This is a genomic window from Arthrobacter sp. TJ-266, from assembly GCF_058269115.1.
In genome coordinates this window covers 1-5,994 of record NZ_JBZCNC010000011.1, presented here as the reverse complement: position 1 = coordinate 5,994, position 5,994 = coordinate 1, and the positions used below count along the sequence as shown (strand labels likewise).

The window sequence follows — 5,994 nt, the reverse complement described above, 5'->3', positions numbered from 1 at the left end:
GGGGGTTAATGGGGTGAGGCCCCGCACCTGGTGGTGTGGGGCCTCAGCCTTGAGTGTTGTCCGGCGGTGTCCTACTCTCCCACACTCTCTCGGGTGCAGTACCATCGGCGCTGTGGGTCTTAGCTTCCGGGTTCGGAATGGGACCGGGCGTTTCCCCCACGCTATGACCGCCGTAACCTTGTGTACCGGCCTGACCAGTGACCCTTGACCATAGTCCCGTGTGTGGCATCCCTGATAGGGGTGCCCGCGTGTGGGTGGTGGGTGTGGTGGCGGTAAATCTTGTGTGACCCGTGACCGACACACCTCGGGTGTGAGGGGTGTGGCGTGGGATCTGGTTACAACTTCTTATATTGAGTTGTGTGGTGGTTCCTGTTGTTGGTTGGGAACCGCATAGTGGACGCGTAGCATATTCGATCTTCACCCTCCCCTGGTAGGAGCCCCGTAATGGGGTTCCGTGGGTGGGTGTGTGGTGTAAGTTATCGGCTTATTAGTACCGGTCAGCTTCGCAGGTCTGTAGTCCCTGCTTCCACATCCGGCCTATCAACCCAGTGGTCTGGCTGGGGGCCTCTCACACTCTAGGTGTATGGAAATCTCATCTTGAAGCAGGCTTCCCGCTTAGATGCTTTCAGCGGTTATCCCATCCGAACGTAGCTAATCAGCGGTGCACTTGGCAGTACAACTGACACACCAGAGGTTCGTCCGTCCCGGTCCTCTCGTACTAAGGACAGCCCTTCTCAAATTTCCTGCGCGCGCAGCGGATAGGGACCGAACTGTCTCACGACGTTCTAAACCCAGCTCGCGTACCGCTTTAATGGGCGAACAGCCCAACCCTTGGGACCTACTCCAGCCCCAGGATGCGACGAGCCGACATCGAGGTGCCAAACCATGCCGTCGATATGGACTCTTGGGCAAGATCAGCCTGTTATCCCCGAGGTACCTTTTATCCGTTGAGCGACGGCCATTCCACAATGTGCCGCCGGATCACTAGTCCCGACTTTCGTCCCTGCTTGAGATGTCTCTCTCGCAGTCAAGCTCCCTTGTGCACTTACACTCGCCACCTGATTGCCAACCAGGCTGAGGGAACCTTTGGGCGCCTCCGTTACTTTTTAGGAGGCAACCGCCCCAGTTAAACTACCCATCAGGCACTGTCCCTGACCCGGATTACGGGCCGAAGTTAGATATCCAGAGTGACCAGAGTGGTATTTCAACGATGACTCCACATGAACTAGCGTCCACGCTTCACAGTCTCCCACCTATCCTACACAAGCCACACCGAACACCAATACCAAACTATAGTGAAGGTCTCGGGGTCTTTCCGTCCTGCTGCGCGTAACGAGCATCTTTACTCGTACTGCAATTTCGCCGAGTTTATGGTTGAGACAGCGGGGAAGTCGTTACTCCATTCGTGCAGGTCGGAACTTACCCGACAAGGAATTTCGCTACCTTAGGATGGTTATAGTTACCACCGCCGTTTACTGGGGCTTAAATTCCCAGCTTCGTCCCACGCAAGCGTGAAACTAACCGGTCCTCTTAACCTTCCAGCACCGGGCAGGAGTCAGTCCGTATACATCGTCTTGCGACTTCGCACGGACCTGTGTTTTTAGTAAACAGTCGCTTCCCCCTGGTCTCTGCGGCCCTGATCCGCTCCGGCGAGCAAGTCGCCATCACAGTTGGGGCCCCCCTTCTCCCGAAGTTACGGGGGCATTTTGCCGAGTTCCTTAACCATAATTCTCTCGATCGCCTTAGTATTCTCTACCTGATCACCTGTGTCGGTTTGGGGTACGGGCAGCTAGAACCTCGCGCCGATGCTTTTCTAGGCAGCATAGGATCACCGAATTCCCCCATACGGGGGTCCCATCAGATCTCAAGCACGGTATCTAAACCAGAACCACGGATTTGCCTATGGTTCGCCCTACATCCTTAGACCGGGACTACCATCGCCCGGCTCGGCTACCTTCCTGCGTCACACCTGTTAATACGCTTACCTCCCGAGATCAGGTCCCGCGATCCACAAAAAACCACGTCACCACAAGGGTGGGCGGTCATGCTTCTGGCGGTTAGTATCCCTCGATCAGTATTGGCGGTTCTTCGCCGGTACGGGAATATCAACCCGTTGTCCATCGACTACGCCTGTCGGCCTCGCCTTAGGTCCCGACTTACCCAGGGCAGATTAGCTTGACCCTGGAACCCTTGATCATTCGGCGGACGGGTTTCTCACCCGTCTTTCGCTACTCATGCCTGCATTCTCACTCGTGTAGGCTCCACCGCTGGTTCACACCGCGACTTCACTGCCCACACGACGCTCCCCTACCCATCCACACCCTTGAACCAAGAGAACAACTCTCCGGCTTGGGATATATGTGAATGCCACAACTTCGGCGGTGTACTTGAGCCCCGCTACATTGTCGGCGCGGAATCACTTGACCAGTGAGCTATTACGCACTCTTTCAAGGGTGGCTGCTTCTAAGCCAACCTCCTGGTTGTCTGGGCAACTCCACATCCTTTCCCACTTAGCACACGCTTAGGGGCCTTAGTTGGTGGTCTGGGCTGTTTCCCTCTCGACTATGAAGCTTATCCCCCACAGTCTCACTGCTGCGCTCTCACTTACCGGCATTCGGAGTTTGGCTGACGTCAGTAACCTTGTAGGGCCCATTAGCCATCCAGTAGCTCTACCTCCGATAAGAAACACGCAACGCTGCACCTAAATGCATTTCGGGGAGAACCAGCTATCACGAAGTTTGATTGGCCTTTCACCCCTACCCACAGCTCATCCCCTCCATTTTCAACTGAAGTGGGTTCGGTCCTCCACGACGTCTTACCGTCGCTTCAACCTGGCCATGGGTAGATCACTTCGCTTCGGGTCTAGATCACGCCACTCTGGTCGCCCTATTCAGACTCGCTTTCGCTACGGCTTCCCCACACGGGTTAACCTCGCGACGTAACACTAACTCGCAGGCTCATTCTTCAAAAGGCACGCCGTCACAGAAACAAGTCTGCTCCGACGGTTTGTAGGCACACGGTTTCAGGTACTATTTCACTCCCCTCCCGGGGTACTTTTCACCTTTCCCTCACGGTACTGGTCCGCTATCGGTCATCAGGGAGTATTTAGGCTTACCAGGTGGTCCTGGCAGATTCGCACGGGATTTCTCGGGCCCCGTGCTACTTGGGATCCTCTCCAAACGGCGTCACGCATTACGGTTACGGGACTTACACCCTCTCCGGTCGGGCTTTCAAACCCGTTCACCTATACGCACGCACTCATTTCACCAGTCCGGCAGAACTGGAACGGAAAGTCCCACAACCCCAGTGATGCAACGCCCGCCGGCTATCACACACCACTGGTTTAGCCTGTTCCGCGTTCGCTCGCCACTACTAACGGAATCACTATTGTTTTCTCTTCCTGTGGGTACTGAGATGTTTCACTTCCCCACGTTCCCTCCACGTACCCTATGTGTTCAGATACGGGTCACCCGGTCACTCGCGCGCCGGGCGGGGTTTCCCCATTCGGACATCCTGGGATCAAAGTTCGGTTATCAACTCCCCCAGGCTTATCGCAGATTCCCACGTCCTTCTTCGGCTCCTGATGCCAAGGCATCCACCGTGTGCCCTTAAAAACTTGACCACTAAGATCAAAAACATATCGAGAAAACCAGGCACGAACACACACGCACTCCCCACCCCGAAAGGCTAGGACCACGCATCCACTCGAAACCAGATTTATCTTAGAAATTGCTTCTTTTTAAGATGCTCGCGTCCACTATGCAGTTCTCAACCAACAACCCCGACACACCCGCAAGCCACCCCACAAGGGACGACCACAGCATGCGCAGGAAAACCAGAAACAACGAACCCCACCCCCCACAGCCACGCACCAACCCACCCCCCACAATCACCGACAGCGACCAGCACCCCAACCAAGGGACACCACCACCAAACCGACAACCACGAAGAACACGTCACCACGCACCACGAAGAACAGGGCCCTGTTATCTCAGGACCCAACAGTGTGCCAAACGATAACCACCACCAGCCCAACCCGCTCTTTCCAACCCACTCACCCCACACCCACACACCCCGACCCCCGAAAGGGACAGGACACACGAGCCCAGGACAACCAGACGTACTCGAGCCGGCCAACACCAGCAAGCGACACCTATTCATTGATATTCCACCCATGAGCACCCACCGCGGAACAAACGCCCGCGCTATGGGCTGACTCCTGCGTCCCACACACCCACCACTGAGGACAGGCACATGACGACGAGGCGCTCCTTAGAAAGGAGGTGATCCAGCCGCACCTTCCGGTACGGCTACCTTGTTACGACTTAGTCCCAATCGCCGGTCCCACCTTCGACGGCTCCCTCCCACAAGGGGTTAGGCCACCGGCTTCGGGTGTTACCAACTTTCGTGACTTGACGGGCGGTGTGTACAAGGCCCGGGAACGTATTCACCGCAGCGTTGCTGATCTGCGATTACTAGCGACTCCAACTTCATGAGGTCGAGTTGCAGACCTCAATCCGAACTGAGACCGGCTTTTTGGGATTAGCTCCACCTCACAGTATCGCAACCCTTTGTACCGGCCATTGTAGCATGCGTGAAGCCCAAGACATAAGGGGCATGATGATTTGACGTCGTCCCCACCTTCCTCCGAGTTGACCCCGGCAGTCTCCCATGAGTCCCCGGCATAACCCGCTGGCAACATGGAACGAGGGTTGCGCTCGTTGCGGGACTTAACCCAACATCTCACGACACGAGCTGACGACAACCATGCACCACCTGTAAACCGGCCACAAGTGGCTGACACATCTCTGCATCATTCCGGTTCATGTCAAGCCTTGGTAAGGTTCTTCGCGTTGCATCGAATTAATCCGCATGCTCCGCCGCTTGTGCGGGCCCCCGTCAATTCCTTTGAGTTTTAGCCTTGCGGCCGTACTCCCCAGGCGGGGCACTTAATGCGTTAGCTACGGCGCGGAAAACGTGGAATGTCCCCCACACCTAGTGCCCAACGTTTACGGCATGGACTACCAGGGTATCTAATCCTGTTCGCTCCCCATGCTTTCGCTCCTCAGCGTCAGTTACAGCCCAGAGACCTGCCTTCGCCATCGGTGTTCCTCCTGATATCTGCGCATTTCACCGCTACACCAGGAATTCCAGTCTCCCCTACTGCACTCTAGTCTGCCCGTACCCACCGCAGATCCGGAGTTAAGCCCCGGACTTTCACGGCAGACGCGACAAACCGCCTACGAGCTCTTTACGCCCAATAATTCCGGATAACGCTTGCGCCCTACGTATTACCGCGGCTGCTGGCACGTAGTTAGCCGGCGCTTCTTCTGCAGGTACCGTCACCAACCCCGAAAGACCGGCTTCTTCCCTACTGAAAGAGGTTTACAACCCGAAGGCCTTCATCCCTCACGCGGCGTCGCTGCATCAGGCTTGCGCCCATTGTGCAATATTCCCCACTGCTGCCTCCCGTAGGAGTCTGGGCCGTGTCTCAGTCCCAGTGTGGCCGGTCACCCTCTCAGGCCGGCTACCCGTCGTCGCCTTGGTAGGCCATTACCCCACCAACAAGCTGATAGGCCGCGAGTCCATCCAAAACCGCAAAAGCTTTCCACCAACACCGCATGCGCGGGAAGGTCGTATCCAGTATTAGACCCGGTTTCCCAGGCTTATCCCAGAGTCAAGGGCAGGTTACTCACGTGTTACTCACCCGTTCGCCACTAATCCCCCCACAAGTGAGGTTCATCGTTCGACTTGCATGTGTTAAGCACGCCGCCAGCGTTCATCCTGAGCCAGGATCAAACTCTCCGTAAATGATTCACAGACACAACAACGAAACCCGGGAAAACGAGCAACACTGCTGCACAAAATTCGAAACCAGCCAAAAAAACCAGCCACCACACCAGGTGCGGCAACCAGCAAATTCAACCAATCAAAAAACAATCGGTATCAACAAACTTGGCACACTATTGAGTTCTCAAACAACAGGAGCAACCG

The 5,994-nt window shown here is 55.9% G+C and carries 1 protein-coding gene and 3 rRNA genes; 1 reads left to right on the top strand and 3 read right to left on the bottom strand.

Going from position 1 to position 5,994, the window contains the following annotated elements; translation table 11 throughout:
• Positions 1 to 58 precede the first annotated feature (58 nt).
• The 3 genes from rrf to AC4D12_RS16955 all read right to left on the bottom strand — a co-directional run bounded on the left by rrf (position 59) and on the right by AC4D12_RS16955 (position 5,811).
• Positions 59 to 175: ribosomal RNA gene (gene rrf / locus AC4D12_RS16965) — 5S ribosomal RNA — on the bottom strand.
• A gap of 291 nt (positions 176 to 466) precedes the next feature.
• A 23S ribosomal RNA gene (locus tag AC4D12_RS16960) occupies positions 467 to 3,622 on the bottom strand.
• Between the two features lie 654 nt (positions 3,623 to 4,276).
• Positions 4,277 to 5,811 (bottom strand): 16S ribosomal RNA (locus AC4D12_RS16955).
• The 16S, 23S and 5S rRNA genes sit together here, the layout of an rRNA operon.
• Here AC4D12_RS16955 and AC4D12_RS16950 point away from each other — a divergent pair.
• Positions 5,811 to 5,994, top strand: a 184-nt coding sequence (locus AC4D12_RS16950) for a hypothetical protein (RefSeq protein ID WP_490951136.1), incomplete at its 3' end; no start/stop codon positions are given. The genes AC4D12_RS16955 and AC4D12_RS16950 overlap by 1 nt on opposite strands.